This is a genomic window from Stenotrophomonas sp. BR163, assembly GCF_047520985.2.
GTDB classification, from domain to species: Bacteria; Pseudomonadota; Gammaproteobacteria; order Xanthomonadales; family Xanthomonadaceae; genus Stenotrophomonas; species Stenotrophomonas sepilia.
On sequence record NZ_JAXBRE020000016.1, the window covers coordinates 30,927 to 57,528 of the forward strand.

The 26,602-nt window shown below is 67.4% G+C and carries 27 protein-coding genes; 16 read left to right on the top strand and 11 right to left on the bottom strand.

Annotated elements, in window-relative coordinates; all coding sequences use genetic code 11:
- The first annotated feature begins 5 nt into the window (after positions 1-5).
- On the top strand, positions 6-1,169 hold the full coding sequence (locus ACM0PY_RS13955; protein ID WP_024956299.1) for an acyl-CoA dehydrogenase family protein: 1,164 nt from the start codon (positions 6-8) through the stop codon (positions 1,167-1,169).
- Positions 1,170-1,503: 334 nt separating this feature from the next.
- Here the strand turns inward: ACM0PY_RS13955 and ACM0PY_RS13960 are convergent, their stop codons facing one another.
- Positions 1,504-1,983 (bottom strand): tRNA (cytidine(34)-2'-O)-methyltransferase, encoded by a 480-nt coding sequence (locus tag ACM0PY_RS13960; RefSeq protein ID WP_134972445.1) that lies wholly within the window; start codon positions 1,981-1,983, stop codon positions 1,504-1,506.
- Positions 1,984-2,052: 69 nt separating this feature from the next.
- Positions 2,053-2,529, bottom strand: coding sequence for an XAC0231 family protein (locus ACM0PY_RS13965; RefSeq protein ID WP_180884869.1), 477 nt, complete (start codon positions 2,527-2,529; stop codon positions 2,053-2,055).
- 416 nt (positions 2,530-2,945) lie between these two features.
- On the opposite strand from ACM0PY_RS13965, the gene ACM0PY_RS13970 reads away from it, so the two are divergent.
- The 4 genes from ACM0PY_RS13970 (at position 2,946) to ACM0PY_RS13985 (ending at position 8,482) form a co-directional block, all read left to right on the top strand.
- Positions 2,946-5,795, top strand: a complete 2,850-nt coding sequence (locus ACM0PY_RS13970) for a M16 family metallopeptidase (protein WP_088496701.1) — start codon at positions 2,946-2,948, stop codon at positions 5,793-5,795.
- 219 nt (positions 5,796-6,014) lie between these two features.
- Positions 6,015-6,332 carry a DUF4156 domain-containing protein gene (locus ACM0PY_RS13975; protein ID WP_005407628.1) on the top strand — a complete coding sequence of 106 codons (318 nt, stop codon included), beginning with the start codon at positions 6,015-6,017 and terminating at the stop codon, positions 6,330-6,332.
- A 102-nt stretch (positions 6,333-6,434) separates the two neighbouring features.
- Positions 6,435-7,451 carry a 3-oxoacyl-ACP synthase III gene (locus ACM0PY_RS13980; protein ID WP_005420782.1) on the top strand — a complete coding sequence of 339 codons (1,017 nt, stop codon included), beginning with the start codon at positions 6,435-6,437 and terminating at the stop codon, positions 7,449-7,451.
- Positions 7,452-7,591: 140 nt separating this feature from the next.
- Entirely contained in the window at positions 7,592-8,482 is an 891-nt protein-coding gene (locus tag ACM0PY_RS13985; protein ID WP_180884867.1) for an alpha/beta fold hydrolase, read from the top strand.
- 76 nt (positions 8,483-8,558) lie between these two features.
- On the opposite strand, the gene ACM0PY_RS13990 is transcribed toward ACM0PY_RS13985, so the two are convergent.
- Entirely contained in the window at positions 8,559-8,990 is a 432-nt protein-coding gene (locus ACM0PY_RS13990) for a YkgJ family cysteine cluster protein (protein ID WP_029380125.1), read from the bottom strand.
- Between the two features lie 104 nt (positions 8,991-9,094).
- On the opposite strand from ACM0PY_RS13990, the gene oleC reads away from it, so the two are divergent.
- The 3 genes from oleC (at position 9,095) to ACM0PY_RS14005 (ending at position 11,979) form a co-directional block, all read left to right on the top strand.
- Positions 9,095-10,753: an olefin beta-lactone synthetase gene (oleC, locus tag ACM0PY_RS13995; RefSeq protein ID WP_180884865.1), complete on the top strand. Its 1,659-nt coding sequence runs from the start codon at positions 9,095-9,097 to the stop codon at positions 10,751-10,753.
- Positions 10,750-11,742, top strand: a complete 993-nt coding sequence (gene oleD / locus ACM0PY_RS14000) for a 2-alkyl-3-oxoalkanoate reductase (RefSeq protein WP_414609481.1) — start codon at positions 10,750-10,752, stop codon at positions 11,740-11,742. Before oleC ends, oleD begins: the two co-directional genes overlap by 4 nt.
- Positions 11,743-11,823: 81 nt before the next feature.
- Positions 11,824-11,979 carry a DUF1328 domain-containing protein gene (locus tag ACM0PY_RS14005; RefSeq protein WP_005407633.1) on the top strand — a complete coding sequence of 52 codons (156 nt, stop codon included), beginning with the start codon at positions 11,824-11,826 and terminating at the stop codon, positions 11,977-11,979.
- Between the two features lie 76 nt (positions 11,980-12,055).
- Here ACM0PY_RS14005 and ddlA read toward each other — a convergent pair whose 3' ends face one another.
- Positions 12,056-13,150: a D-alanine--D-alanine ligase gene (gene ddlA / locus ACM0PY_RS14010; RefSeq protein WP_180884863.1), complete on the bottom strand. Its 1,095-nt coding sequence runs from the start codon at positions 13,148-13,150 to the stop codon at positions 12,056-12,058.
- Between the two features lie 402 nt (positions 13,151-13,552).
- Between ddlA and ACM0PY_RS14015 the strand changes: the two genes are divergently transcribed.
- Both ACM0PY_RS14015 and ubiB read left to right on the top strand, forming a co-directional pair.
- The gene (locus ACM0PY_RS14015; RefSeq protein WP_134971951.1) at positions 13,553-14,188 is read left to right on the top strand and encodes a ubiquinone biosynthesis accessory factor UbiJ; all 636 of its coding nucleotides are present in this window, start codon (positions 13,553-13,555) and stop codon (positions 14,186-14,188) included.
- Positions 14,185-15,840, top strand: coding sequence for a ubiquinone biosynthesis regulatory protein kinase UbiB (gene ubiB / locus ACM0PY_RS14020; protein ID WP_134971948.1), 1,656 nt, complete (start codon positions 14,185-14,187; stop codon positions 15,838-15,840). Before ACM0PY_RS14015 ends, ubiB begins: the two co-directional genes overlap by 4 nt.
- A 52-nt stretch (positions 15,841-15,892) precedes the next feature.
- On the opposite strand, the gene ACM0PY_RS14025 is transcribed toward ubiB, so the two are convergent.
- Genes ACM0PY_RS14025 through ACM0PY_RS14040 form a run of 4 tightly spaced genes read right to left on the bottom strand, consistent with a single transcriptional unit; the run spans position 15,893 to position 19,025 of the window.
- Positions 15,893-16,678 (bottom strand): YaiO family outer membrane beta-barrel protein, encoded by a 786-nt coding sequence (locus ACM0PY_RS14025; protein WP_134971946.1) that lies wholly within the window; start codon positions 16,676-16,678, stop codon positions 15,893-15,895.
- Between the two features lie 4 nt (positions 16,679-16,682).
- Positions 16,683-17,288, bottom strand: a complete 606-nt coding sequence (locus ACM0PY_RS14030) for an LbetaH domain-containing protein (RefSeq protein WP_069138105.1) — start codon at positions 17,286-17,288, stop codon at positions 16,683-16,685.
- Positions 17,275-18,414 carry a glycosyltransferase family 2 protein gene (locus ACM0PY_RS14035; RefSeq protein WP_180884861.1) on the bottom strand — a complete coding sequence of 380 codons (1,140 nt, stop codon included), beginning with the start codon at positions 18,412-18,414 and terminating at the stop codon, positions 17,275-17,277. Before ACM0PY_RS14035 ends, ACM0PY_RS14030 begins: the two co-directional genes overlap by 14 nt.
- Positions 18,414-19,025: a PIG-L deacetylase family protein gene (locus ACM0PY_RS14040; RefSeq protein ID WP_049413625.1), complete on the bottom strand. Its 612-nt coding sequence runs from the start codon at positions 19,023-19,025 to the stop codon at positions 18,414-18,416. The genes ACM0PY_RS14035 and ACM0PY_RS14040 overlap by 1 nt, the downstream gene beginning before the upstream one ends.
- 165 nt (positions 19,026-19,190) lie before the next feature.
- On the opposite strand from ACM0PY_RS14040, the gene ACM0PY_RS14045 reads away from it, so the two are divergent.
- Together ACM0PY_RS14045 and ACM0PY_RS14050 are read left to right on the top strand one after the other, a co-directional pair.
- A complete protein-coding gene (locus ACM0PY_RS14045) occupies positions 19,191-19,778 on the top strand; it encodes an O-methyltransferase (protein WP_134971944.1) in 588 nt (195 codons plus the stop codon).
- A gap of 107 nt (positions 19,779-19,885) precedes the next feature.
- Positions 19,886-20,653, top strand: coding sequence for a pseudouridine synthase (locus ACM0PY_RS14050; RefSeq protein ID WP_414609480.1), 768 nt, complete (start codon positions 19,886-19,888; stop codon positions 20,651-20,653).
- 75 nt (positions 20,654-20,728) lie between these two features.
- Here the strand turns inward: ACM0PY_RS14050 and ACM0PY_RS14055 are convergent, their stop codons facing one another.
- Complete coding sequence (locus ACM0PY_RS14055; protein WP_005420757.1) at positions 20,729-21,262, bottom strand: DUF2059 domain-containing protein; 534 nt, start codon at positions 21,260-21,262, stop codon at positions 20,729-20,731.
- Between the two features lie 133 nt (positions 21,263-21,395).
- Here ACM0PY_RS14055 and arfB point away from each other — a divergent pair, with 133 nt between their 5' ends.
- The 3 genes from arfB to dcp all read left to right on the top strand — a co-directional run bounded on the left by arfB (position 21,396) and on the right by dcp (position 24,702).
- The gene (arfB, locus tag ACM0PY_RS14060) at positions 21,396-21,827 is read left to right on the top strand and encodes an alternative ribosome rescue aminoacyl-tRNA hydrolase ArfB (RefSeq protein WP_005420755.1); all 432 of its coding nucleotides are present in this window, start codon (positions 21,396-21,398) and stop codon (positions 21,825-21,827) included.
- Positions 21,828-21,831: 4 nt separating this feature from the next.
- A complete protein-coding gene (locus tag ACM0PY_RS14065) occupies positions 21,832-22,434 on the top strand; it encodes a lysophospholipid acyltransferase family protein (protein ID WP_180884859.1) in 603 nt (200 codons plus the stop codon).
- A 111-nt stretch (positions 22,435-22,545) separates the two neighbouring features.
- A complete protein-coding gene (gene dcp / locus ACM0PY_RS14070) occupies positions 22,546-24,702 on the top strand; it encodes a peptidyl-dipeptidase Dcp (protein WP_134971942.1) in 2,157 nt (718 codons plus the stop codon).
- 117 nt (positions 24,703-24,819) lie between these two features.
- Here the strand turns inward: dcp and ACM0PY_RS14075 are convergent, their stop codons facing one another.
- Together ACM0PY_RS14075 and ACM0PY_RS14080 are read right to left on the bottom strand one after the other, a co-directional pair.
- Positions 24,820-25,266, bottom strand: coding sequence for a 3-dehydroquinate dehydratase (locus tag ACM0PY_RS14075; RefSeq protein ID WP_004153636.1), 447 nt, complete (start codon positions 25,264-25,266; stop codon positions 24,820-24,822).
- 3 nt (positions 25,267-25,269) lie between these two features.
- Positions 25,270-25,671, bottom strand: coding sequence for a hypothetical protein (locus ACM0PY_RS14080; protein WP_180884857.1), 402 nt, complete (start codon positions 25,669-25,671; stop codon positions 25,270-25,272).
- A 275-nt stretch (positions 25,672-25,946) separates the two neighbouring features.
- Between ACM0PY_RS14080 and lepB the strand changes: the two genes are divergently transcribed.
- Positions 25,947-26,573 carry a signal peptidase I gene (gene lepB, locus ACM0PY_RS14085; protein ID WP_005420745.1) on the top strand — a complete coding sequence of 209 codons (627 nt, stop codon included), beginning with the start codon at positions 25,947-25,949 and terminating at the stop codon, positions 26,571-26,573.
- Positions 26,574-26,602: the final 29 nt, after the last annotated feature.

Here is a 26,602-nt window from a genome sequence, read left to right on the forward strand (position 1 = left end):
GTGCCATGGCTTTGCATCCGTACGATCTGTTCGATGTCCGTTCCCTGCTCAACGAGGAAGAGCGCGCAGTGCAGGAGAGCGTCGCCCGCTTCACCAACGAGCGCGTGCTGCCGATCATCGGCGATGCTTTCGACCAGGCCCGCTTCCCCGACGAACTGGTGCCGGAGATCGCCTCGTTGGGCCTGCTGGGCGCGACCCTGCCGACCGAGTACGGCGGCGGTGGTCTCGGCGCGGTCAGCTATGGCCTGATCTGCCAGGAGCTGGAGCGCGGCGATTCGGGCCTGCGCAGCTTCGTTTCGGTGCAGAGCTCGCTGTGCATGTATCCCATCTACGCGTACGGCAGCGAGGAACAGCGCCAGCAGTGGCTGCCGGCGATGGCGCGCGGCGAGCTGATCGGCTGCTTCGGCCTGACCGAGGCGCACGGTGGTTCCGACCCGGCCAGCATGAAGACCCGCGCGGTGCGCGACGGCAGCGACTGGCGCATCAGCGGCAGCAAGATGTGGATCACCAGCGGCCCGGTGGCCGACCTGGCCATCGTCTGGGCACAGACCGAAGACGGCATCCAGGGCTTCGTGCTGGAAAAGGGCATGGCCGGCTTCACGACGCAGGAGATCAAGCACAAGATGAGCCTGCGCGCGTCGCTGACCGGCGCGCTGTTCTTCGACGACGTGCGCGTACCCGACAGCCACCGCCTGCCGAACGTGAAGGGCCTGAAGGGCCCGCTGGGCTGCCTGACCCAGGCCCGTTACGGCATCAGCTGGGGGCCGATCGGTGCGGCGATTGCCTGCCTGGATGAAGCGCTGGGCTATGCCAAGGAGCGTGTGCTGTTTGGTCGTCCGCTGGCGGCCACGCAGAGCGCGCAGATCAAGCTGGCCGAGATGGCCCGCCGCATCACCACCGCGCAGCTGCTGGCCCTGCAGCTGGGCCGCCTGAAGGAAGCCGGCCAGCTGCAGCCGCAGCAGGTCAGCCTGGCCAAGTGGAACAACTGCCGCATGGCGATTGACATCGCCCGCGAGTGTCGCGATCTGCTCGGTGGGGCGGGCATCACCACCGAGCACGTGGCGATCCGTCATGCGCTGAACCTGGAATCGGTGATCACCTACGAGGGCACCGAGACCGTGCACCAGCTGGTGATCGGCCGCGAACTGACCGGCATCAACGCGTTCTGAGTGCACCGGTAGTGCCGGCCGCTGGCCGGCATTGCCGGGTAGGGTGCACGCGTTCCGGGCAACGCGATGGCGCGCGCCCCTGATTGATCCAGGCGGAAGGCATCCACGCATGGCGTGGATTTACCGCGCGGCTGTTGGGTCCGCCTTGAAGCGAGCCGAGCACCGCAGGTCCGGCGGGGGCGAAGAGGCGCGGGTGTCTGAGCGCAGCGAGTTCCGCGCCGTCCCCCGGCGGGCCGAGGAGCGCAGGGTACCGGTGCAGAGCACCGGCTCGCGGGCGGCGGCGCGTTTCTTTGGTTACTTTCTTTGCGCGAGCAAAGAAAGTGACACACGTGAGCTACGCCCCACCGGCAAACCCATGCTGCCGCCACGCCTCGTACATCACCACCGCAACGGTGTTGGAAAGATTGAGGCTACGGTTGTCCGGCCGCATCGGCAGGCGCAGGCGGCGGCCGTCGGGCAGGGCATCGAGCACCTCCTGCGGCAGGCCACGGCTTTCCGGCCCGAACAGGAATGCATCGCCCTCTTCAAAGGCCACGCTGTCGTAGCGCACGCTGGCGCGGGTACTGAGTGCGAACAACCGATTCGGTGCGATCCGCGCCAGCGCGGTGTCCAGGTCGGGGTGCACCTGCAGGCGCGAGTACTCGTGGTAGTCCAGCCCGGCGCGCTTGAGCTGCTTGTCTTCCAGTGCGAAGCCAAGCGGCTCGACCAGGTGCAGCTGCGCGCCGGTGTTGGCACAGAGCCGGATCACATTGCCCGTGTTGGGCGGGATTTCCGGTTGGAACAGGATCACGTGGAACTGGGGCGCGGCATTCATCGGCGCAGTGTACCTGCGACGACCGCCGCCTTTACGGCGCACGCCCTGCGCGGGGCAGGGCGGCACCGGTTACGGGCGCAGCAGGACCTGGGCGGTTTCGGTGGCCAGGGCCTGCAGGTCGGCGGCGCTCGGACGCACCTGCAGGGCCGGCAGGTTGACGATGACCGAGTTGGCGACGTTGGTGGCGGCGGCAGCCAGGCTCGCGGCGTAGCGCTGGGCTTCCAGTTCGGCGGCCAGGGCGACGCGCTGTTCCAGGCTCGGGCGCACTTCCACCGAGGCCAGCGTGGTGATCGGCATCGCGGCGGCGACCGGGGCGGCGACGTAGCCGTTGCGCTCAGCCAGCTGGTCGGCGCTGGGGCGCACTTCCACGGTGGCCAGGGTCGGGATGCCGCTGGCCTGTTCCCAGGCCTGCTGGGCCAGCTGGTCGGCGGCCGGGCGAACCTGCACGGTGGACAGGGTCTTGATGGATTCGGAGGCCTGCACCGACGAAACAACCGCGGTGCCGGCGATCAGGGCGATGGCGATGGCAATGGTCTTGGCGTTCATGACGGGGCCTGTTTAGTGTTGGTGAGCAGTGGTGTGGTAGTAAGGTAGTACACCAGTTCTGGGCATGCAAGAGAAATTTTCGATTTCCTGCATTTGTTCAGTCTTCAGTCAGCTTTTGTCTGAAGCCCTTCCTGGCGCAGGAAGTACCAAGCAATCCGCGTGCCAACTTTTAGTTGTTGATTTGCAAGGCTTTTATGTGGTCCCGAAAGTGTCCGGTGGGCGGACACCTGTCCATTCGATAAGCCGCGGACACTGTCCGGACGCCTTCAGCCGGCGTCTGTGACGTTTCAAGAGCGCCCGTGGGCGTCGGGCAGGATGACCATCTGGGCAAACACCCCCAGTGACTGGCGACCGATTCCGGCCGCCGCGCGCGCAGGCTAGGATCGGGGTTCACCTTCGTGACCAAGGATCCGGATATGTCTCTCGCCCTTCGCCCGCGCGCTGCACTGCTGGCTGTCGCCCTCAGCACCGCCCTGGGCACGCTTGTGCCTTCCCATGCGCTGGCGGCCAAGCCGGCCGCCCCGGCCAAGGTCGATATCCCGTACGAGCAGTTCACCCTGCCCAACGGCCTGCGCGTGATCGTGCATACCGATCGCAAGGCGCCGATCGTTGCGGTCAACGTCTGGTACCACGTGGGCAGCAAGGACGAGCCGGCTGGCCGTACCGGCTTCGCGCACCTGTTCGAACACCTGATGTTCCAGGGCAGCGAAAACCACGACGGCGAATTCTTCGAACCGTTCAAGCAGGTGGGTGCCACCAACCAGAACGGCACCACCAACACCGATCGCACCAACTATTTCGAAAACGTGCCGACCACCGCGCTGGACATGGCGCTGTGGATGGAATCGGACCGCATGGGCCATCTGGTCGGTGCGATCGACCAGGCCGCGCTGGACGAGCAGCGTGGCGTGGTGCAGAACGAGAAGCGCCAGGGCGAGAACCAGCCCTACGGCCAGGCCTGGGACCAGCTCAACAAGGCGCTGTACCCGGTGGGCCACCCGTACCACCACGGCGTGATCGGGTCGATGAACGATCTGAACGCGGCGTCGCTGGATGACGTGAAGACCTGGTTCCGGACCTGGTACGGCCCGAACAACGCGGTGCTGGTGCTGGCCGGCGACATCGACCTGGCCACCGCCAAGGAAAAGGTCGCCAGGTACTTCGGCAGCATCCCGGCCGGCCCGACCATGGCGCAGCCGGCGGTGAACGTGGCCAAGCGTAGTGCCGACACGCGCGAGACGATGACCGACAAGGTGCCGCAGGCGCGCATCTACCGCGCCTGGAACGTGCCGCAGGTCGGCACCACCGAGGTCGATCAGCTGCAGTTGTTCGCGCAGGTGCTGGGCGGTGCGAAGTCTTCGCGCCTGAGCCAGCGCCTGCAGCACCAGGACAAGCTGGTGGACAGCATCGCGTCGGGCCTGTCGACCTCGCAGTTGGGCTCGAACTTCGTGATCATGGCGACGGTCAAGCAGGGCCAGGACCCGGCCAAGGTCGAGAAGATCATCGACGAGGAACTGGACCGGCTGATCAAGCAGGGCCCGACCGCGGCCGAACTGGAGCGCGCCAAGACCGGTGCACGCGCCGGTTTCATCCGCGGCATCGAGCGCATCGGTGGCTTCGGCGGCAAGGCCGACGCACTGGCCGAGTGCGCGGTGTTCACAGGCGACCCGGGCTGCTTCCGCACCTCGCTGGCCAACATCGAGAAGGCCAGTGCTGCTGATCTGAGCCGGCTCGGCGCGCAGTGGCTGGACAAGGGCAGCCACACCCTGGTGATCGCACCGGGTGAGCGCGTGGCGCTGAAGGAAGATCCGAGCCAGGCGCCGAAGCCGTTCACCGTGCCGGCGGTGGACCCGAAGTACAGCACCCTGCCCGAGCAGGTCGACCGCAAGGCCGGCGTGCCGCAGACCCGCGAGTTCCCGCAGCTGAAGTTCCCGGCGCTGCAGCGCGCCACGCTGAAGAACGGCACCCAGGTGATCCTGGCCGAGCGCCACGAGATTCCGGTGGTGCAGTTCAGCTACCAGTTCCCGGGCGGCTTCAGTGCCGACCAGGGCCGCAAGCCGGGCACCGCCAACTTCACCATGAGCCTGATGACCGAAGGCGCCGGCAAGCTGGGCTCGCTGGCCTTCGCCGACGCCGCGGATGCGCTGGGCGCCAGCCTGGATGCTTCGGCCGGCCTGGACTCGATGAGCGTGGACCTGTCGGCGCTGAAGGAGAACCTGGTGCCGTCGCTGGCGCTGTACCGCGACCTGCTGCGCGAGCCGCGCTTCGAGCAGGGCGAGATCGACCGGGTCAAGGCGAGCTGGATCGCTGGCATCCAGCAGGAGAAGGTCAACCCGGGTGCGGTGGCGATGCGCGTGCTGCCCCCGCTGCTGTACGGCAAGGGCCACCCGTATGCCATTCCGTTCACCGGTAGCGGTGACGAGGCGGCGATCAACGGCCTGACCCGCGAGGACCTGGTCGACTTCCACCACGACTGGCTGCGCCCGCAGAACGGCACCCTGATCGTGGTCGGTGACACCACCCTGGCCGAGATCGTGCCGCTGCTGGACAAGCAGCTGGGCGACTGGAAGGCCAGTGGCGAGGCCCCGCAGGTGAAGGCGGCCACCGACGTAGCGCTGCCGAAGGGCCCGCGCGTGTTCCTGATCGACCAGCCGGGCGCGGTACAGGCCAACCTGTTTGCCGGCCAGGTGGTGGCACCTTCCAGCGCCACCAGTTCGACCCGCTTCGACATCGCCAACGGCGTGATCGGCGGCGACTTCACCTCGCGCCTGAACATGAACCTGCGCGAGGACAAGCACTGGTCCTACGGTGCGCGCAGCAGCGCGGTCAATTCGGTGGGCCAGCGCCCGTGGATGGCCAGCGCGCCGGTGCAGATCGACAAGACCGGCCCGGCACTGGCGGAAATGCGCAAGGAAATCGCCGCGTTCGCCGATGGCAGCAAGCCGGCCACCGCTGCCGAGGTCAACCGCATCCGCAACATCCAGACCCTGAGCCTGCCCGGTGCCTACGAGACCGCCAGTGCGGTGGCGTCGACCATCGGTTCGATCGTGCAGTTCAAGCGCCCGGACGATTACGTGCTGCGGCGCAAGGCCGAGATCGAAGCGATGACCCCGGCGCAAGTGCAGCAGGCCGCCGCCGAGATCAAGCCGCAGGCTCTGACCTGGGTGGTGGTGGGTGACCTCAAGCAGACCGAAGCGGCCGTGCGCGCGCTGAACCTGGGCGAGGTGACGGTGATCGACGCCGAAGGCAACCCGGTCAAGAAATAAGGGATGTGCCTGCCAGCCCCCGGCGGGCAGGCCTCCCCAGGGTGCCCGCCGCTGGCCGGCAACCCCGTCATGCATCCGGGGTCAGAGCCCCCTGCGGGGGATCCGACCCTTCTGCCGATCTGGGGTCGGATCCCCGCAGGGGGCTCTGACCCCGGCCCCGGCTACCCCCGATTCAGGCTGTTCAGGCAGAATCCCCCCATACCCTTCCAGGATCTGCCCATGCGCGTTCTGCTGCTTTCCTCCCTGCTGCTCACCGTCACCGCCTGTACCTGGGTGCCGATCGAACCGGCCGGCAAGGCAACCCGCGTGCTGCCGGCAGGGCCGGTTCCGGCCGGCTGCATCGCCAAGGGCGAGGTGGTGGTCACCGTGAAGAGCAAGGTCGGCTTCTACAACCGCAACCCGCTGCGGGTGCAGGAAGAGCTGGAAACCCTGGCCCGCAACGAGGCCCCGAGCGCCGGCGCCAATGCCGTCCAGGCCGCTGCGGCCCCCGCCGATGGCAGCCAGCGCTTCGCCGCGTTCCAGTGCCCGCCGCGCTGAACGCTTCACCATACGGCCGAGGCTGAATTCGTAAAGATGCGGTGAAAGCCCGGGGGTTATAGAATAGCGCCCCCTTTTGCCTGAGCCTTGGCGCTAACCTCGATGCTCTTCAAGAATGTCTCGATCGCCGGCCTGGCACACGTCGACGCACCGCATACGCTGACGACCAAGGAAATCAACGAACGCCTGCAGCCGACGTTGGATCGCCTGGGTATCCGCACCGATGTGCTCGGCGACATCGCCGGCATCCACGCCCGCCGCCTGTGGGACAACGGCGTGCTGGCGTCGGACGCCGCCACCATGGCCGGCCGCAAGGCACTGGAAGACGCGGGCATCACCGCGACCCAGGTCGGCCTGCTGGTCAACACCTCGGTCAGCCGCGACTACCTGGAGCCGTCCACGGCCTCCATCGTGTCGGGCAACCTCGGTGTCAGCGACGAATGCATGACCTTCGACGTCGCCAACGCCTGCCTGGCCTTCATCAACGGCATGGACATCGCGGCGCGCATGATCGAGCGCGGTGATATCGACTACGCGCTGGTGGTGGACGGCGAGACCGCCAACCTGGTGTACGAGAAGACCCTGGAGCGCATGACCGCCCCGGACGTCACCGCCGACGACTTCCGCAACGAGCTGGCCGCGCTGACCACCGGGTCGGGCGCCGCCGCGATGGTGATGGCGCGCGCGGAGCTGGTGCCGGACGCGCCGCGCTACAAGGGCGGCGTGACCCGCTCGGCCACCGAGTGGAACCAGCTGTGCCTGGGCAACCTGGACCGCATGGTCACCGACACCCGCCTGTTGCTGATCGAAGGCATCAAGCTGGCGCAGAAGACCTTCAGCGCCGCCAAGATCGCACTCGGCTGGGCCGTGGAGGAGCTGGACCAGTTCGTGATCCACCAGGTCAGCCAGCCGCACACCGCCGCGTTCATCAAGAACTTCGGCATCGACCCGAAGAAGGTCATGACCATCTTCGGCGAGCACGGCAACATCGGCCCGGCCTCGGTGCCGATCGTGCTGAGCAAGCTCAAGCAGCTGGGCAAGCTGAAGAAGGGCGATCGCATCGCGCTTCTGGGTATTGGCTCGGGCCTGAACTGTTCGATGGCTGAAGTGGTCTGGTAAGCAGCCCGTTGCCCGACCTCCTGTAGAGCCGAGCCATGCTCGGCTCACGCGCGCAGCGCGGCTCTTCCGCAGCGGACCGGAGAGCAGCCGAGCAACGGCTCGGCTCTACATTGCGCCGCGACTCTCCTTAGGTGCTCCGCATGCGCGATCTTCCCGGTTACCCCGCCCACCCGCAGCGCTTCGAGGTCCGCCCCGGCCTGTCGATGAACTATCTCGACGAGGGCCCGCGCGATGGCGAGGTGGTGGTGATGGTGCACGGCAACCCGTCGTGGAGCTATTACTGGCGCACGCTGGTGGCCGGCCTGTCGGACACCTACCGCTGCATCGTGCCGGACCACATCGGCATGGGCCTGTCGGACAAGCCCGATGACAGCCGCTATGAATACACGCTGCAGTCGCGCGTGGACGATCTTGATGCGCTGCTGAAGCACCTGGGCATCACCGGCCCGGTGACCCTGGCCGTGCATGACTGGGGCGGCATGATCGGGTTCGGCTGGGCGCTGTCGCACCACGACCAGGTGAAGCGCCTGGTCGTGCTCAACACCGCTGCCTTCCCGATGCCGGCGGCGAAGAAGATGCCGTGGCAGATCGCGCTGGGTCGCCACTGGAAGATCGGCGAGTGGATCATCCGCAGCTTCAACGCGTTCTCGTCCGGGGCCTCTTGGCTTGGCGTGGAGCGCAGGATGCCGGCCGATGTGCGCCGCGCCTACGTGTCGCCGTACAACAGCTGGGCCAACCGCATCAGCACCATCCGCTTCATGCAGGACATCCCGCTGTCGCCGGCTGACAAGGCCTGGTCGCTGCTGGAGCGTGCCGGCAAGGCACTGCCCTCGTTCGCCGACCGCCCGGCCTTCCTCGGCTGGGGCCTGCGTGACTTCGTGTTCGACCATCATTTCCTGAAGGGTTTCCAGGCCGCACTGCCGCAGGCCCAGGTGCATGCCTTCGAGGACGCCGGCCACTATGTGCTGGAAGACAAGCACGAAGTGCTGGTACCGGAGATCCGCGCGTTCCTGGACAAGAACCCGATCTGAGCGGTGTGCCGACCAACGGTCGGCACCCACAAGTGGAAGGTATGGGTGGGTGCCGACCGTTGGTCGGCACACCGGATTACGCGGCGACCGGTGCCTGCGGCGGCGAGGACGGGCTGTTGCCGTTGTCGTCCGGATGATCGTCGTCATTGTCGGCGTCATCGCGCCAGCGCCAGTCGGCCAGCGTCAGCGGATCCAGGCCATAGGCAATGCGCGCCTTGTCGCACTGCGGGCTGGCCTTGCCGTATTCCCACGATGCATCCACCTCACGGCACACGCTGGGCCGGTTGGGGTGGATCGTGCAGCGTGAATACACGCCGATCTGCGCATCCAGCGCGACGCAGCGCACCGGCTTGGAATGGGTGCCGCGCATGCACAGGCGATGCGGGTCCAGCACCTCGGTAAGCTGGTGCGGCACGCCGCCGGGGGTGACCTCGTCCGATTCCATCCAGTGGAAGGCCACGCGGTACTGGGTGCAGCAGGCGCCGCAGGTCATGCAGGGATGTTGCATGGGCAAGCCGCCTCGGGCGGCAGTTGGAATCGGGAACGAGGGTGCGGATTTTCCACGAAGTGGGCCGCCGCGCAAGAAATTCCGTAAGCGGCGACAATGAACGGATGAACCGACCCTGCAATATCGCGGCACGGCTGCCTGAACTGGCGCGTGAACGCCCCGACCAGATCGCCATCCGCTGCCCCGGCCACCGCGGCGCCGGCAACGGCATGGCCGCCTACGATGTCACCCTCGATTACCGTCAGCTGGACGCCCGCAGTGATGCCATGGCCGCCGGCCTGGCCGGCTACGGGATCGGCCGTGGCGTGCGCACGGTGGTGATGGTGCGGCCTTCTCCGGAGTTCTTCCTGCTGATGTTCGCGCTGTTCAAGCTGGGCGCAGTGCCGGTGCTGGTCGATCCGGGCATCGACCGGCGCGCGCTGAAGCAGTGCCTGGACGAGGCGCAGCCGCAGGCCTTCATCGGCATTCCGCTGGCGCATGTGGCGCGGCTGGTGCTGCGCTGGGCGCCGTCGGCCACCCGGCTGGTGACGGTCGGCCGCCGCCTCGGCTGGGGCGGCACCACGCTGGCCGCGCTGGAGCGCGCTGGCGCCAGCGCTGGGCCGATGCTGGCCGACACCGATGGCGAGGACATGGCGGCGATCCTGTTCACCAGCGGCTCCACCGGCGTGCCCAAGGGCGTGGTCTACCGCCACCGCCACTTCGTCGGCCAGATCCAGTTGCTGGGCAGTGCCTTCGGCATGGAAGCGGGTGGGGTGGACCTGCCGACCTTCCCACCGTTCGCGCTGTTCGATCCGGCGTTGGGCCTGACTTCGGTGATCCCGGACATGGACCCGACGCGGCCGGCGCAGGCCGACCCGGGACGCCTGCACGATGCCATCCAGCGCTTCGGCGTGACCCAGCTGTTCGGCTCGCCAGCGCTGATGCGGGTGCTGGCCCGGCACGGGCGGCCACTGCCGACGGTGACCCGGGTGACCTCGGCCGGGGCACCGGTGCCGCCGGACGTGGTCGCCACCATCCGCAGCCTGCTGCCGGCCGATGCGCAGTTCTGGACTCCCTATGGCGCCACCGAGTGCCTGCCGGTGGCGGTGGTCGAAGGCCGCGAACTGGAGCGCACCCGCGCGGCGACCGAGGCCGGTGCCGGCACCTGCGTGGGCAACGTGGTGGCCCCCAACGAGGTGCGCATCATCGCCATCGACGACGCACCGCTGCCGGACTGGTCACAGGCGCGGGTGCTGGGGGTGGGGGAAGTGGGGGAAATCACCGTGGCCGGGCCGACCGCCACCGACAGCTACTTCAACCGCCCGCAGGCCACTGCGGCGGCGAAGATCCGCGAGACGCTGGCCGATGGCAGCACCCGCGTGGTGCATCGCATGGGCGACGTCGGTTATTTCGATGTGCAGGGCCGCCTGTGGTTCTGCGGGCGCAAGACGCAGCGCGTGGAAACCGCGCACGGGCCGCTGTACACCGAGCAGGTCGAGCCGATGTTCAACACCGTGGACGGCGTGGCGCGCACTGCGCTGGTTGGCGTGGGTGCCGCCGGTGCGCAGGTGCCGGTGCTGTGCGTGGAGCTGCAGCGTGGCCGGTCCGACAGCCCGGCACTGCAGGAAGCGCTGCGTGCCAAGGCCGCCGCATGCCTGGCCGGAGCCGGGCTGGAGCACTTCCTGGTACACCCTTCGTTCCCCGTCGATATCCGTCACAACGCCAAGATCGGCCGCGAAAAGCTCGCCGTCTGGGCCAGCGCCGAACTGGAGAAGCGCGCATGAAGATCCTGGTCACCGGTGGCGGTGGTTTCCTTGGGCAGGCGCTGTGCCGCGGGCTGGTCGAGCGTGGCCACCAGGTGCTGGCGTTCAACCGCAGTCATTACCCGGAACTGCAGGCGATGGGCGTGGGCCAGATCCGCGGTGATCTGGCCGATGCGCAGGCGGTGCTGCATGCGGTGGCCGGCGTCGATGCGGTGTTCCACAACGGCGCCAAGGCCGGCGCATGGGGCAGCTATGACAGCTACCACCAGGCCAACGTGGTCGGCACCGACAACGTCCTCGCGGCCTGCCGCGTGCATGGCATCAACCGGCTGGTCTACACCTCCACGCCCAGCGTGACCCATCGTGCCACGCACCCGGTGGAAGGCCTCGGGGCTGACGAGGTGCCGTACGGCGAAGATTTCCAGGCGCCGTATGCGGCTACCAAGGCAATCGCCGAACAGCGCGTGCTGGCCGCCAACGATGCGCCGCTGGCGACGGTGGCACTGCGCCCGCGCCTGATCTGGGGCCCGGGCGACCAGCAGCTGGTGCCGAGGCTGGCCGAGCGTGCGCGGCAGGGCCGCCTGCGCCTGGTGGGGGATGGCAACAACAGGGTGGACACCACCTACATCGACAACGCCGCACTCGCGCACTTCCTCGCCTTCGAGGCACTGGCGCCGGGCGCTACGTGTGCGGGCAAGGCCTACTTCATCTCCAATGGCGAGCCGCTGCCGATGCGCGAGCTGGTCAACAAGCTGCTGGCCGCTGTTGGCGCGCCGACGGTGGACAAGGCGATCAGCTTCAAGACCGCGTACCGTGTCGGCGCCATCTGCGAGCGGCTGTGGCCGCTGCTGCGCCTGCGTGGCGAGCCGCCGCTGACCCGCTTCCTGGCCGAGCAGTTGTGCACGCCGCACTGGTACAGCATGGAACCGGCGCGCCGTGACTTCGGCTACGTGCCGCAGGTCAGCATCGAAGAGGGGCTGCGCAGGCTGAAGGCTTCATCTGCTGCATAGATCGCCGTCACTGGTTGCACACCGCAGGATCGGGAGGATGGACCCACGCCATCCAAGGCTCGACCACCCGCGAGGAGCGCCATGCTGCACTACGCCATCATCTTCTTTGTCATCGCCATCATCGCCGCCGTTCTGGGTTTCTCCGGAATCGCCGGCGCCGCAACCAACATCGCCTGGATCCTGTTCGTGGTGTTCCTGATCCTTGCGGTGATCTCGATGTTCCGCAAGCGAGGCTAGCTGGTAGTGCCGGCCGCTGGCCGGTATCACTTTCCGCAGAGTCGAGCCATGCTCGACTCTGCGGGCGATAACAACGCTATACAGCGCTCTGCAGTTCGCGATCAGCTTCATGGCGCTCCAGCGCCAGCTCGATCAGGCGGGTGATCAGCGTGGTGTAGTCCACGCCGCTGGCACCCCACAGCTTCGGGTACATGCTGATGCGGGTGAAGCCGGGCAGCGTGTTGACCTCGTTGATGATGATGTCGCCGCCCGCGGTGAGGAACACATCCACGCGCGCCATGCCGGCACACTCCAGCGCCTGGTAGGCCTGCAGCGCGATCTGCTGGATGCGGGCCTGGGTTGCAGCATCGATATCCGCGGGTACCACCACTTCGGCACCATCGGCGTTGATGTACTTGGTGTCGTAAGCATAGAAATCGTCGTGCACCACCACCTCGCCGCACAGGCTGGCCTGCGGATGTTCGTTGCCCAGCACCGCGCACTCGATCTCGCGGCCGATCACCGCCGATTCCACCAGCACCTTGTGGTCGTAGCGCAGCGCCATTGCCAGCGCTTCGGCGAAGCCCGCCGCATCCTTGACCTTGCTTACGCCTACCGACGAGCCCTGGTTGGCCGGCTTCACGAACAGCGGCAGGCCAAGCTGGGCGATCACCGCATCGACATCCACTTCCGCCACCTGGTGGCGGCGGATGCACAGCCACGGCGCCACCTGCAGCCCGGCGTCGCGCAGCAGACGCTTGGTCACGTCCTTGTCCATCGCCACTGCCGAGCCCAGTACCGGCGAACCGACGAAGGGCAGGTTGGCCATGCGCAGCAGCCCCTGCAGCGCACCGTCCTCGCCCAGCGGCCCGTGCACGATCGGCAGCACCACATCGATCTGGCCGAGCGCGCTGGCCGCATCGCACGGCTGCAGCTGCCCCTGCTCGGCGCCCGGGCGCACCGCCAGCGACGTGCCGGACCGATGCAGCGCGATGCGCGCGGGATCTTCGGCATTGATCAGGAACGTCTCCGGCTGGCTCAGGTGCCACTGCCCCTGCTTGTCGATGCCGACCAGCACCGGCTCGAAGCGCTCGCGATCAAGCGCATCGAGGATGTTCTTCGCCGACTGCAGCGAAACTTCGTGCTCGGAAGACTTGCCCCCGAAGATGATGCCGACCCGGGTCCGTGCCATGGGGAATGCGATGTCCTGTGCGTTGCGTGGCCTCATAGCATGAACCTTCATCGGCCCTCCGCGTGAGGCACAGATGAACCGGATATCCATCCACGCATGGCGTGGATCTGCCGTGTCGACCAAGGTCGACACCCACCAACAGCAACACAGAACGCCGTCCCGACAGATCGCAGCAAGCTGTCGAAGGCGGGGTGGGTCCGGTTGCGGGGGCGTGAGCGCCATGGATGGCGCGACCGAGCTTACATGGACGTACTTGCAGCGTCCCCCGCAACCGGACCCACCCCGCCATCCCACGGATAGCCAGCTTTTGATGTTGATCTTGCCGGCCAGCGGCCGGCACTACCACGGGTGCCGGGCGGCAGCCCGGCCCAAGCCCCCCACCCACGCAGGTAGAATGCGCCCATGGCTCTTTCCCTGCTCAAGTCCCTCAAGCCGGTCGCTGGCCGCGCCCTGCAGATCGCCCTGAACCGCGCGCTGGCGCTGGATCCGGATACCCGCCATGCCCTGGCCAGCCTCGATGGCCGGCACATCGACCTGACCCTGGAAGCGCCGTCGCTGGCGATGCGCATCAGCGTCGACGGCGACCAGCTGCGGGTCGGCCCGGTGGATGCGCAGGAAGCCGACCTGGCCGTGCGCAGCAGCCTGGCCGGCGTGCTGGCGCAGCTGCCGCTGCTGGCCAACGCACGGCGCGGCGAGTCCAACAACAAGGGCCGTGTACGCGTGGCCGGTGACGCCGAACTGGCGCGGCGCCTGCAGCAGCTGGCCAAGGGCTTCGACCCGGACTGGCAGCGGCCGTTCGTCAGCGTGTTTGGCGAGGTACTGGGCGTGCAGGTCGCCAACACCCTGCGCAGCGCCCTGCAGCACGCGCGCCAGGGTGCGATCGACCTGGCCCACAGCGCCGCCGAATTCATCACCGAGGAATCGCGCGACGTGGTGCCGCGCGCCGAACTGGATGCCTTCCACGATGACGTGGACGTGCTGCGCGATGACGTCGAGCGCCTCGGCGCGCGCGTGCAGCGCCTGCGGGGTGCCGCATGAAGGCCGTGCTGCGGGCGAGCCGCATCGGCCGGGTGATTCTGCGTTACCGCCTTGACGACCTGCTGCAGGGCACGCCGGCCGAGCGTTGGCTGCGCCTGGCCAAGCCGTTCGTGCCGCGTGCCTCGGCCGACATCGCCGCACAGTCGCGCGGTGCGCGCCTGCGCCTGGCGCTGCAGGACCTCGGCCCGATCTTCGTCAAGTTCGGCCAGATCCTGTCCACCCGCCGCGACCTGGTGCCGCCGGACGTGGCCAACGAACTGACTCTGCTGCAGGACCGGGTCAAGCCGTTCGACGGTGACACCGCGCGTCGCATTGTCGAGGAAGCGCTTGGCCTGCCGGTCAGCGAGGCCTTCGCCAGCTTCGATACCGAACCACTGGCCTCGGCTTCGATCGCGCAGGTGCATGCGGCCACGCTGGCCGATGGCCGCCAGGTGGTGGTCAAGGTGCTGCGCCCGGGCATCGAGAAGCAGATCGACGCCGACATCGCCCTGCTCAATTCGCTGGCCGCGCTGGTCGAGCGCACCCATCCGCGCGCCGACAAGATCCGTCCGCGCGAAGTGGTGGCCGAAGTCGAGAACACCCTGGCCGCCGAGCTGGATCTGCAGCGCGAAGGCGCCAATGCCAGCGTGCTGCGCCGCTTCTGGGAGAACAGCGACGACCTGTACGTGCCGGAAGTGATCTGGAGCCATACCGCCGAGCGTGCGCTGACCCTGGAGCGCGTGTGGGGCATCCCGTCCGACGACATCGCCGCGCTCGACAAGGCCGGCATCGACCGCAAGGCACTGGCCGCCAAGGGCGTGCGGGTCTTCTACACCCAGGTGTTCCGCGACAACTTCTTCCATGCCGATGCGCACGCCGGCAACATCTGGGTCGACACCGATCCAGCGCGCCGCGCCAATCCGCGATTCATCGCGCTGGACTTCGGCATCATGGGCCAGCTGTCGCAGGAGGATCAGTACTACCTGGCCGAGAACTTCATGGCCATCTTCAACCGCGATTACCGCCGCATCGCCGAACTGCACGTGCAGGCGCGCTGGATGCCGGACAACGTGCGCATCGATGATCTGGAAGCGGCCGTGCGTTCGGTGTGCGAGCCGTACTTCACCCGCCCGCTGTCGCAGATCTCGCTGGCCGAAGTGCTGATGAAGCTGTTCCGCGTGGCGCAGCGCTACCAGCTGACCCTGCAGCCGCAGCTGATCCTGCTGCAGAAGACCCTGCTGAACATCGAAGGTGTCGGCCGCCAGCTGGATCCGCAGATCGATATCTGGGCGGTGGCCAAGCCGGTGCTGGCGAAAATCCTGCGCGAGCGCTACAGCCCACGCCGGGTCGTGCGCGAGATCGGCAAGCGGTTGCCGGAAATCATGACCCACGCACCGGACATGCCGCGCCTCGTACACGCCTGGCTGACCCAGCAGGTGGAGGGGCGCCACGAGCTGGCGATGCGCTCGCGCGATCTGGTTGCGCTGGATGCCAGCGTGCAGCGCCTGCAGAAGCGCGCGGTCGGCGCGATCACCGGCGTCGGCCTGCTGGCCATCGCTGCGCTGATGTACGTGCTGCAGCCGCCGGGCTGGTACTGGGGCGACCTGCCGATGTGGAGCTGGGTGTCCGGTGCCGTTGGCGCGGCGGCGCTGGCGCGCGCGTGGTGGCGCTGATCCCTGTTTATCCACAGTCGGCGGCGTCACACGCCGCCGACCGGCCACGGCTCTACCAGTGATAGCCCAGGCCCAGGTGTGACTGCACGCTCTGGAAGCGGTCCAGGCGTGTCCTGTGCCAGGTCTTGCCGATGCCCATGTCCACCACCAGATGCTTACCCAGCGGCTGGCTGCGGCGCAGGAAGGCACGACGTGCATCGTGTTCGCGCAGCAGCAGCGGATCGGAATCGGCGGTGTAGCCGGAAGTACCGCTGCCCAGCCACAGCTGGGTCGAGCCACGGCCCTGCGCATCCTTCAGGCGCAGTGACAGCGTGGTGCCATGGCCGTCGGGCCCATTGGACTGGCGATGCCGCTCGTGGCGCAGTGAGGCGGTCACGCGCGGGAAGTAATGCGCTGCGCCCACCGACCAGCCGCTCACGTATGCACCGGCATGGTACTGGGCGTACTTGCCGCCTACGCTCAGCACGGTCTGCGGTGCCACGTGCCACTGCAGGTCCTGGTTGACCTGGCGGTTGACGAATACCGGGTCATCGTTGGAGGCAGTGAAGGCAGTGCGGGTCGAGACGCGAGGACTCCAGCGCTGGTGCAGCGAACCCTGCACGCGATTGCCGCCGAAGCGCTTGCTGCCGTAGTCGCGTTCGCCATGGGCCAGGCCCAGATGCCAACGGCTGTCACCGCTGCGGCCGGCCACGTCCATAGTCTGTACGTCGCGCTTGCCGAAGCCGTCGGTGTAGTCGGCATGGTCCAGTTGCACCGAGACCCGGTCGATGCCGGCGTGGGCGCTGGACACAGCCAGCAGCAGGGCACACGGCAGTGCGCCACGGATGATCAATCGCATGGGGTTACTCCAGGGGTTGGGAATGCAGCGACTGCAGCAGCCGGTAGCGACCGGGCGGCAGGTTTCGTTCCACGGTGATGCGCGGTCCGAACTGGCTGCCCGGCGCGACGATGCGACCGGGCAGGATGATCACGCCGACACCCAGCGCGGCGCCCTCACCGATCCAGGCGCCGAGCTTGTCGCGCTGGCTGTCGATGACGGTATTGCCGATGTGGACGGCGACCGTCGCACCATCCAGGCGATGGTTGCTGGTGCGTACCAGCGCGCCCAGGTAGGCACGGGCGTCGACGCGGCTGTCGGCGATGAAACATTGCGGGCCGATGCAGGCGCCGTCGCCGATCAGTGCGTTCTTCAGTTCACCTGCAAAGCCGATGCGCACGCCGTCACCGATACGCAGTGGGCCGCGCAGCAGCGCATTGTTGCCGATCAGGCAGTCGCGGCCGATCGATACCGGCCCCTGCAGCTGGGCGCCGTCGCAGATGCGGCTGCCGGCGCCGATCCTCACCTTGCCCTGCACCATCGCGCGCGGCGAAACCTGTGCAGTGGAATCGACGTGCGGTGGCAGCGTCGAAAGCGCGGCGGCCATCGCGGCCAGGTCATTCCACCACATGCGGATACCTGGTCGGTTTGTCGCGCAGCGGTTCGCGTCCGGTGAACAGCCCGGCCACGCCGTGCATCAACCAGATCGCGTAGGCGAGCAGCACGTACAACATCGAGAACGCGGCGGCGGGTACCAGCCACGCCCGGCGGTGGTGGATCGCACTGATCACCGCCAGCAACATGACGATGCCAATCCAGAACAGCGGCATCACAGACAGGGCGAGGCCACCCGGCCCATGCAGCTGGGCCGCACCGAACCAGACCTGTAGGGTCAGCACGATGCCGGCCAGCGCGAGCAGCATCATCGGCAGGATGCTGAACAGGCCGAAACGGGTCAGCAGCAGGCCGCGATGCAGGCGCATGCACACCGCATAGCCGACGATCCAGCGCCGCCAGCGCCGCCATTCCTCCACCAGCGTGTTGCATTCCTGCGGGTAGACCACGCAGCGCACGCTCTGGCGGACGCGGTACCCCTGCGCGACCAGCGACCAGGACATGTCCAGGTCTTCCACGCGGGTGCGGTCGGAGAAGCCGACCTTGCGCAGCACCGAGGTACGGAACAGGCCACACGAACCGGAGACAATGAAGGGGGCGCCGCCCAGCCACTGCTGGAAGCTGCGCTTGATGACGATCATCGGCAGCTTCAGGCTGGCGCGCACATGCGGCAGGAAGCCGGCACCCTGCAGGCTGGACGACGGCACGCCACCGACCGCATCGGCACCGCGCTCGATCTCGTCCAGCAGGTGGCCCAGGCCGTGGCCGCGCGGATCGATATGGGTGTCGGCGTCGGTCAGGAACACCTGCTCGGCGGTGGCGTGCTGCAGGCCATGCATCAGCGCGCCGCCCTTGCCGGTGTTGGACTGATGCACCGCCACCAGGCGCCCGGGCCAGTGCGCCTGCAGCGCATCGAGCACCTGCGCGGTGTTGTCGGTGGAACCATCGTTCACGCAGATCACCCGCGCCACGTAGGGGTTCTGCAGCAGGCTGGTCAACGAGCGCTCCAGGCAGGGGGCTTCGTTGTAGGCCGGCACGATCGCATCGATGCTGTACAGGCGCGTGCTGGGGCGGCGCAAGGCCTGCACACACACACGCACCAGGATGAAGGCACACATGGCCAGGAACAGCAGCGTTTTCATCACAGCACCAGCCGGTAGGGCACGAAGCCTTCACTGGGGCCGATGCCGATCTGCTGGCCGCGGAACTGCGCATGGCAGCGCAGGTGATCCTCCTGCATGTAGTGGCGATCGCCCTGGCTGGCATGCTCGCGCAAGGCATGGATCTTCAGGTCCAGCTGTGCGCTGATGTCCTCGAATACCTGCGGTGCGAACTGTGGCAACGTGCTGGGGCTCTCGTAGCAGAGGATCTGCGGGATGCTGCGGCAGGCGATGATCGACGCTTCGTGGACGGTGCGATGGTCCTGGTGATGGTCTTCGCCGCACATCGTGTAGACGCGATGCGGTGTGATCTGCGCGCAGGCCTGCTCGATCGCCGCGACGATGTCGTTGCGGCAGGCAGGAAAGCGGGTATCCGGGAAGTCTCGCTGGATCACCTCGGCCACACCCAGGCGCCGCAACGCGCGGTGCGATTCGTCGCCGCGGTCGATGCCGGCATGACAGCCACGGCCACCACGGCTGAGCACCAGCGCATGGATGCGTGCACCGGCGCGGGCCAGTTTGGCCAGGCTGCCGCCGCAACCGAGTTCGATGTCGTCGGGGTGGGCGCCGATTGCCAGAATGTCGAGAACCATGGCCGTGTCCTTGCGGAAACCAAGAGGGCAGCGGGCGGGTGCACCGTCCCGCGTGAAGAAGGCGGGAACTATCGCAACGTGAACGCGGCGCGGGGCTAGGAGGAATACGAAATGTGGCCGGACAGGCCACAATGCTTACCCTTGCTGCGGCAATTGAAAGAAGCGATGACGATGCGGCTTTCGGAATTGAAGAACGAACTGATGCACTTCGGTGCTGAAAACGACGCGCATGAAACCGAGCGCGCTCGGCGCATGCTCAACATCACGCCGGATACCGGTGAATTCCTGTCGGTGCTGGTGCGTTTCGGCACCGCGCGACGGGTACTGGAAATTGGCACCTCCAATGGCTACTCCACGCTGTGGCTGGCCGAAGCCGCCGCCGCCATCGACGGTCACGTGACCACGCTGGAATTCGCCGAGGACAAGGTGACGATGGCGCGCTCCACGTTCGCGCGCAGCGGGTTGGCCGCGCACATCACGCTGGTGCATGGCGATGCCGGGCAGTGGTTGGCAGGGGCCGCCGAAGGCAGCATCGACCTGCTGTTCCTCGATTCGGACCGCGGGCAGTACGCCGGCTGGTGGCCGCAGCTGCGCCGCGTGCTGCGACCGGGGGGCCTGCTGGTGGTGGACAACGCGACCTCGCACGCGGAAGAGATGGAACCCTTGTGCCTGCTGCTGGATGCCGATCCGGACTTCAGCACCAGCGTGGTGCCGGTGGGCAACGGCGAACTGCTGGCCGTGCGCAACGCCTGATTGCCACGCTGCCCGCGCGTGATCCGGTAGTGCCGGCTGCTGGCCGGCAGCCGCCGCAATCCAACTGCCCGGAGGCAGCCGGCCAGCGGCCGGCTCTACCCCATTCAGTGCCCAGCCCCGATAATCCCGCGGTGAGTACCGAACCTGACACCCTCGCCGCGGTCGAGACTGAAACCGCGCCCCTGCAGCTGCTGCACCTGGATGAGCGCCTGGCCGTGGTCAACAAGCCTGCCGGGCTGATGGTCCACGACAGCAAGCTGGCCCGTGGCGAAGATGATTTCCTGGCCGACCGCCTGCGTGAGCAGCTGGGGCGGTCGATCTTCCTCGTGCACCGCCTGGACCGGGCCACCAGTGGCTGCCTGCTGCTGGCCTTCGACCGCGAAACCGCCAGTTCGCTGGGCAAGGCACTGATGGGTGGCGAAGTGGCCAAGGACTACCTGACAGTCTGCCGAGGCTGGCCGGCCGAGCTGTCCTGGCGGGTGGACCATGATCTGGACGGCGGGCCGGGCAAGCCGGTGAAGAAGCCGGCGATCACCGATTTCCAGCGCCTGGCCACTGGCGAGCTGTCGGTGCCGGTGGGCGAGTTCAGCAGCTCGCGCTACGCGCTGCTGCGCTGCCAGCCGCAGACCGGGCGCTTCCGGCAGATCCGCCGTCATCTCAAGCACCTGTCGCATCACATGATCGGCGATACCAGCCACGGCGATGGGCGCCATAACCGCATCTTCCGCATGCAGGGCGTGCACCGCATGCTGCTGCACGCCGAGCGCCTGCGTTTTCCGCATCCGGAGGGCGGCAACGTGGATGTCAGTGCGCCGCTGGACCGCCAGTTCCAGAAGGCACTGGACCTGTTCGGCTGGCAGGTGGACGCAGTTTGACGGTAGTGCCGGCCGCTGGCCGGCAGCTGCGTGATTCCAGGTGTACTGGGGAGCCGGCCAGCGGCCGGCACTACCTCATTCTCGTTTCTTTTCCGGCTCGTTGACGATCGCTTCCAGGTCTTTCTGCAGGTCCGCAAACAGCGGCTGCATGCGCGCCTGGATGGCCACCATCACGTTCTGCATCAGTGCCGGGGTCTTGTCCAGCAGGCTCTGGCCTGCCGCGCTCTCGTAGAACTCGGCCATCGCCAGCACGTCTTCCTTGCTGAACGTCTTCTTGTACAGGTCCACGTACATCGGCCGCAGCTGCTGCCACGACATGGCCTGGCGCAGGGTCTGGCTGGTCCGCGCCTGGATCCGCTTCAGCTGTTCCTGCTGCTGGGCGGTGAGCTGGCGCTGTGCGGCCACCTGCTGGAACTGCTGCTGCTGCATGGCTTCGATCTGCGGCACCATGGTGTCGATCATGCTCTGCGCGCGCGAGGCCGACAGCAGGCGGTTGATGTCGCCGTCGGTCGGCGGGGCGGCCAGGGCCGGGACGCTGGCCGTGGCCAGTGCCAGCAGCAGGGCGGCGCGGCGCAGCAGGGACGGCAGGGCGGGTGCGAAGCGGGTCATGCGGGCTTCCTGCGGTACATGGGACCGCAAGCATACCTGCAGCCCAGGCGAAGGCGGCGTGTTCGGCGCCTGATCGGCGGCATACGGGGCGCGATGGCGCACTCCACCACGTGGCTACCGCTACAATGCGCGGATGGGCAGTGGACCGGTCACCATCAGCGCGCAGCTTGAAATCCCCGACGGCGAGATCGTCGAGCGGTTCGTGCGCGCCAGTGGCGCCGGCGGCCAGAACGTCAACAAGGTGTCCACTGCGGTGGAACTGCGTTTCGACGTGGCCAACTCGCCCTCGTTGCCCGAACCGTTGCGCGCGCGGCTGTTGGCGCGGCGTGACCGGCGCATGACCGGCGAAGGCGTGCTGGTCATCGACGCGCAACGTTTCCGCACCCAGGATCGCAATCGCGAGGATGCGCGCGAGCGGCTGGCGGCCTTCATCCAGGCCGGGCTGAGCGTGCCCAAACCGCGCAAGGCCACCAAGCCGACCCTCGGGTCGAAACTGCGTCGTCTGGACGCCAAACGCGGGCGCGCGCAGATCAAGCGCGGGCGCTCATCACGTGACTGGGAGTGATTGCTTGAACAACCCGACTTCGTTGCTGCCGGCCGTACCGCCGCGGATGCCGCAGGTCAAACCCAACGCCTTCCTGCGCTGGCTGGCGCGCTGCACCCTGCGCATGGGGGGCTGGAAGGTGACCGGCACCCTGCCTGACATCCCCAGGCTGGTCTTCATCATCGCCCCGCATTCGTCCAACTGGGACGGGCTGTGGGGCATGGCGGCGAAGATCGCGCTCGGCATGAAGGTGAAGGTGCTGGGCAAGGCGTCGCTGTTCTGGTGGCCGCTGGGCCCGTTGCTGCACCGGCTGGGCGTGATTCCGCTCGATCGCAGCTCGCCACAGGGTACGGTGGGCCAGGCGGTGGACCTGCTGCGCAACAACGAGAAGATGTGGTTCGCCATCACCCCCGAGGGCACCCGCAAGGCGGTGAAGGACTGGAAGGCCGGCTTCCTGAAGATCGCCCGGATGGCCGACGTGCCGATCCTGACTGCGTATTTCCACTATCCGGAAAAGACCATCGGCATCGGTCCGTTGTTCACCCCGAGCGGCGACGATGTGGCCGACATGGCTGCCATCCGCGAGTTCTACCGGCCCTGGATCGGCAAGACCCGCGGCACGGTCTGAGCCGGCCGCAGGGCGCCGCATAGACGCCACGTCCGGCACATGCCGGGCGAGCGCGACAGGAGTAGGGTGGAGGGCTGGTATCCATACCGTCTGCCCAAGGAGCGTTTTTACATGTCGCGTACCGTAGTCCTGGCCGCCGCCATCAGCCTGGCGCTGGCGGCCTGTTCCGGCAAGGAGTCCACCCCCGTGTCCGATGCCCAGAAGACCCCGGCCCAGCAGCCGGCCGAAGCCTCCACCAATCCGCTGCTGAGTGCCAGCACGCTGCCGTTCCAGGCCCCGCCGTTCGACAAGATCAAGGACAGCGACTACCTGCCGGCGTTCGAAGAAGGCATGCGCCAGCACCTAGCCGACGTGCGCAAGATCGCCGACAGCAGCGAGCCGGCCACCTTCGACAACACCATCGTGGCGATGGAGCGCAGCGGCGAGACCCTGACCCGCGTGTCGCGCATCTTCTTCGGCCTGGTCCAGGCCGACACCAACGATGCGCGCCAGAAGATCCAGGAAGAAGTGGCGCCGAAGCTGGCCGCGCACCAGGATGAGATCAACCTCGATCCGAAGCTGTTCGCGCGCGTGAAGTCGCTGTACGACCAGCGTGACACGCTGGAGCTGGACCCGGTGCAGAAGCGCCTGGTCGAGCACTATTACGATGGCCTGGTGCGCGCCGGTGCGCAGCTGTCCGACGCTGACAAGGCGACCCTGCGCAAGCTCAACGTGGAAGAGACCACGCTCTCCACCCAGTTCCACACCCGCCTGGTGGCCGCGACCGCCGCTGCGGCTGTTGTCGTTGACGACAAGGCCAGGCTGGCCGGCCTGGACGAGGGCGCGATCAACAATGCTGCGGCCGCCGCCAAGGACCGCAAGCTGGATGGCAAATTCCTGCTGCCGCTGCAGAACACCACCCAGCAGCCGGTGCTCGGCTCGCTGAGCGATCGCGACCAGCGTGCCGCCGTGCTGAAGGCCTCTGAAACCCGCGCCGAGCGCGGTGATGCCAACGACACCCGGCAGACCGTGCAGCGCCTGGCCCAGCTGCGTGCGCAGAAGGCCAAGCTGCTCGGCTTCGACACCTTCGCCGACTACCAGCTGGGCGACCAGATGGCCAAGACTCCGGCGGCCGCGCTCAAGCTGCTGACCGACACCGTGCCGGCCGCCACCGCCAAGGCGCGCGCCGAGGCCGGTGAGATCCAGAAGGTCATCGATGCGCAGAAGGGCGGATTCCAGGTCGCCGCTTCGGACTGGGACTTCTACGCCGAGCAGGTGCGCAAGGCCAAGTACGATCTGGACGAGTCGCAGATCAAGCCGTACTTCGAACTGGACAACGTGCTGCAGAACGGCGTCTTCTACGCCGCCACCCAGCTGTACGGCATCACCTTCAAGCCGCGCACCGACATTCCGACCTACAACCCGGACATGAAGGTGTACGAAGTGTTCGACAAGGACGGCACCTCGCTGGCCCTGTTCTACACCGACTACTTCAAGCGTGACAGCAAGTCCGGCGGCGCCTGGATGGACGTGTTCGTCGAGCAGGACGGCCTGACCGGTGCCAAGCCGGTGGTCTACAACGTCTGCAACTTCACCAAGCCGGCCGCCGGCCAGCCGGCGCTGATCAGCTTCGACGACGTCACCACCATGTTCCATGAGTTCGGCCATGCGCTGCACGGCATGTTCTCGAACGTGAAGTACCCGTCGATCGCCGGCACCGCCACCTCGCGTGACTTCGTCGAGTTCCCGTCGCAGTTCAACGAGCACTGGGCACTGGACCCGAAGGTGTTCGCCAACTACGCCAAGCACTACAAGACCGGCGAGGCGATGCCGCAGGAACTGGTCGACAAGATTCTCAAGGCGCGCAGCTTCAACCAGGGCTATGCGACCACCGAATACCTGTCGGCCGCGCTGCTCGACCTGGCCTGGCACACGCAGAAGGCCGACGCACCGCTGCAGGATGTCGGCGCCTTTGAAGCCAGCGCGCTGAAGAAGTTCAAGGTCGACCTGCCGCAGGTGCCGCCGCGTTACCGCACCACCTACTTCGACCATATCTGGGGTGGTGGTTACTCGGCCGGTTACTACGCCTACTTCTGGGCCGAAGTGCTGGACCATGACGCCTACCAGTGGTTCACCGAACACGGTGGCCTGACGGCGGCCAACGGCCAGGAGTTCCGCGACAAGATCCTCTCGCGCGGCAACAGCGTGGAGTTGTCGACCCTGTACCGCGATTTCCGCGGCAAGGACCCGTCGGTGGAACCGCTGCTGAAGTTCCGCGGGCTGAAATAAGAAAGCGAAAACGGCGGGGGCGACCCCGCCGTTTTTCTTTGTGTAGAGCCGAGCCCATGCTCGGCTGGCTTTTTCTGGAGACGCAGCCGAGCATGGGCTCGGCTCTACACAAGCGGATCACGTCCCCACGTGCACCCGGTTGGCCTGCTCGGCCAGGCCCAGGTGATCGAGCGCGATATCCAGCGCCAGCACATAACTCTGCGCGCCATACCCAGCAGCAATGCCCAGGCGCTGGCCGACACCGGCCGGCAGGCACGGTTCGGCCACTGCGCCGTCGTCATGCACCTCTACGTACGCGTTGTGCAGATAGGGCAGCAGCCGCTGCAGGCGCAGACTGTTGGCACACGCACCCGGATCGAGCAGCGTCACCTCGCCACGGCTGTGGTCGGCCACGCGCAGCGCATCGAGTAGTTCCTGTTCCGAACCGCAGGCGCGGATCGCCACGCTGGTGCCGGCGTCGATCGCGCGATGCACCAGCGACTTCAGGACCGGTGCCGGCAGCGGCATCGCGGTGCGGATCAGGGCGCCGGCCGCTTCCGGGCCGCGGATGATGAAGATCGACATGACTCAGCTCTCCTGCGCCAGGCGGCGGCCGACAATGGCCAGCGACAACGGGTAACCGGCCTGCTGGCTGCGCTGGTCGACCACCACGGCGGCGGGGCCGTGCTGCAGGCGCAGGCGTGCATCCAGACCAGGTTCGCTGGGCGCCTGCAACTCGATGTACTGCGCCGGCAGCCGTTCCAGCGCCGCCTGCAGCGCGCCACCTTCGGCCAGCCATTGCGCCTCGTCGGCGGCACCGACATCCAGCAGTACCCAGTCGGCCGAGCGCGCCTGCGGCTGGCACAGGCACCGGCGTACCTCGGACAGGCTGGCGCAGTCACTGCACAGCACGCGATGGCCGGCCAGCTGTGCCGGCAGTTGGGGACGCGGTGCCGACGAAGAGGCGTGGCGGATCACCAGGAGGGTCATACAACACCTTGCGGAATGCGCCGTGTGGCGCGGTGGGCACACGATGCGCGTGCTGCCCGTAAAGGTGCGATGCCCGCGGCCGCACCGGGGCGTAAAACCTGCGTAACCCTTCATGTAGAGCCGAGCCTACGCTCGGCTGCTCTGCGCCCCAGTCGGGCAACCTCGACGCTACAAAGAACAAGCCGAGCGTAGGCTCGGCTCTACAGGAGCGCGGCGCGGGAACCTCTTGCGCCCGGATGAGGTCTGATGCAGCCACCACCCAACCGAAGCCTGTCATGGATGCTGTTGCCCGTCCCCCCTTTTCCCAACGCGCCGTGGCCTGGCTGAAGAAGGAGGCATTGCCGCTGTTGGTGATGCTCGGCCTGCTCGCCGCCGCCCGCGATACCCTGGCCAACCATTACGTGGTGCCGAGTGGTTCGATGCAGCCGACCCTGCAGCCCGGCGACCGGGTGGTGGTGGACATGCGCGCCTACGGCCTGCGCCTGCCGTTCACCAACACGGAACTGATGGCGACCGGCACCCCGCAGCGTGGCGAGGTGGCGGTCTTCGACTCACCGGCCGACGGCACCCGCCTGATCAAGCGCGTCGCGGCGGTGGCCGGTGACCATGTGCAGATGCGCGAGGGCCATCTGAGCATCAACGGGCAGCCGCTGCAGATGGCCGACCTGCAGGACGTGGAAGCCTTCGGCGAGCGACGCGCCCGCCTTGATCTGGACATGGGCGGCGGTCCGGACATCGCCGACCTGGTGGTGCCGGCCGGCAAGGTGCTGGTGCTGGGTGACCACCGCGGCAACAGCTTCGATGGCCGCTTCTTCGGCTTCGTCGACGCCGACAAGCTCTACGGCCGCGCGGTGGCGGTGTACTACCGCCGGGGCGACGGCTTCGAGTGGCAGCGCCTGTAAGCTGAATTGATACTTTTCGTATATCAATC